This window comes from Lichenibacterium minor, from assembly GCF_004137685.1.
In the GTDB taxonomy this organism is placed as follows: Bacteria; Pseudomonadota; Alphaproteobacteria; order Rhizobiales; family Beijerinckiaceae; genus Lichenihabitans; species Lichenihabitans minor.
This window is the reverse complement of record NZ_QYBB01000127.1, coordinates 1-2,250: the sequence shown is the minus strand read 5'-3', so window position 1 is coordinate 2,250 and position 2,250 is coordinate 1. Positions and strand designations below refer to the sequence as shown.

Genomic DNA, 2,250 nt, shown 5'->3' with positions numbered 1-2,250 from the left:
GCGCATCGCCAAGCTCATGCAGGCCGTCCAGCCGCTGCCACCCCTCTGGGCAACATAGAAACTGATGGATGGTCAGGTTTCGTGCTCACCAAGCCAATCTGATTGAGCAGATAGACACCATCAGCGGTATCCTAAGTGCGCAGACGGCAGGTGAGATTGGATATGCCAAAGTCATCCTACGTCGAGAGGCTTGGGCAAAAAGTCATCGTCCGGTGAATTCTCTTTTTCGTCCTGACCGCGTAGCAACAGTTGGAGGTGGCGATCTAGGGGTTATGCTGGTCGAGGTAAGGCCGAATTCCCTGAGTAGGCTCGCTCAGGAGATCGCAGCGGCTGAGCCCACCACCCGGATGAAGCTCAACGAAAAGCGCGGCAGGGCAGAACCCAATCCATCGGTGAGGAAGAGCGAAGCTGGAGCTATCGACCGTATCGAGCTTTTCGGGCCGGCCGATAGGCGGGCGTTCTCATTGGAGGAGGCGCTCGTATGGCTCTCTAATCCAATGACGGGAAGCGGGTATCAAATCGAACTGTTCGAAGTACCGCCGCCTAGATCAGAATGGGATCGTTTGGACGCTGGCCGCCGTAGGTTGGTGCAGAGCTTCGCTGTCGGACTCGCCGAAATCGGCTTTGGCTTGACCGTCGAGCGGCTCCCCGATCATTCGAATAAGCGACCCATTCTCAACGTTAGGCTTGATCAGTCCAGAAACCCGCCTGTCATCCGGCTCCAAGACACGTCCGTCGTGGAGCGACGCCGCGTATTGGCGCCCTTCAATCCAGACCGGGCGCGTCATAGTCGATTGCTTAAGTTCCTGGACAATCATCCGCTCGTTCGCCGCATTGAACTCCCAGGCATCGTAGTACACTCCGCGAGAGCGCCCATGCGGACGCCACGCGCACGACCAAACGGGATAACGATTCCCGTCCGAGATAGCCGTCGCTCGCATCCCCGATTGGGTATCATTGACGGTGGGATCGGCCCTGCTCTGTCCGACTGGGTAATCGATCGGTGGGATGTCTTAGCAGATGAGGACATGGATCTTGCACATGGCACGTTCATAGGAGGCCTTGCTGCCCTTGGTGGGGCATTGAACGGTGCAGAGGTATGTCCAGAGCCTGATGGTGCTGAACTCGTAGACTTGGCAGTTTTCCCTAGCGAAGGTAGGTCGGGAGCATTCACGTCGTATTTCCCAGATGGGCTACCACAGTTCTTCGATGAAATGGAGAGTGCTGTCTCCGATGCTAATGCGCGACATGGTGTTCGCGTGTTTAACATGAGCTTAAACATTCTTCAGCCCGCAGCGCCAGATCGTTACAGTCAACACGCAGCAAGGCTGGATCAGATCGCCGAAAATAGTAATTCTGTCATCTTCATTTCGGCAGGGAACATAAATCCCCAAGATCTCAGGGCGGAGTGGCCTAACGATGATTTAGCAGCACTGACAGCCCTGGTAAACTCCCGGAACGATGGGTTGCTGACGCCTGCTGAAAGCGCCCGGAACGTTGCCGTTGCAGCGTTGAACCCGCCCGGACATGACGGATGCGTTCCATTTGCGCCAACTCGTTTCAGTAGAAGAGGCCCTGGTCTGCGTGGAGGAGTGAAACCCGAAATCGCGCACGTCGGCGGCTCAGGATCTCAGCATGCGGTACTCGGGCACGGTCTTTTCTCGGTCCTGCCAGATGGGACCATCGTTGATGGATGTGGGACGAGTTACGCTTCACCTCTAGCGGCGAAAACGGCCGCGGTACTCGATCATTTGATCGAGGGTGAGGTGTCGCGAGAGACACTCATAGGCTTGTTGGTTCACCATGCAGAAATGCCAGCTCTTCTGCGGTCGAAAACACTTGCTCCAGTCGCTCGGCATATGGTTGGCTTCGGTATGCCCCCCTCTGCAGGGCAGATCTTGGAGACCGGTGATCATGCCATCACCCTCGTCTTCGCATCGCGCATCCAGCGCGATCAACAAATTAATTTCCGGTTTGCTTGGCCGCCTTCCTTGGTCGGCCCCGGAGGTAAGTGCCGTGGTCGAGCCAAGCTTACCCTTGTCGCGACTCCGCCGCTTGATGCCCGATTTGGTTCGGAGCTGGTTCGCATTAATGTGAACGCTTCTCTTCAGCAGGAACAGGAAGACGGTGGATGGAAGGGGCGGCTGGACTCCTTATATCTGCCGCCGAGAGGGTAATTGCTCACCTCCCCTGGGCTGGTGTGGTGTCGCGGGCGTCGGGAAGCGGTTGGATTTTTGGGTCGACGACGGC

At 56.9% G+C, this 2,250-nt stretch carries 1 protein-coding gene; it reads left to right on the top strand.

What is annotated here, in order from left to right; all coding sequences use genetic code 11:
- Window positions 1-68 precede the first annotated feature (68 nt).
- A complete protein-coding gene (locus D3273_RS27560) occupies window positions 69-2,177 on the top strand; it encodes a S8 family peptidase (RefSeq protein WP_245501423.1) in 2,109 nt (702 codons plus the stop codon).
- Window positions 2,178-2,250 lie beyond the last annotated feature (73 nt).

Excerpts from the sequence above, each read along its gene's own strand:
- D3273_RS27560 (WP_245501423.1), top strand. The coding sequence starts at position 69 with ATGGTCAGGTTTCGTGCTCACCAAGCCAATCTGATTGAGCAGATAGAC.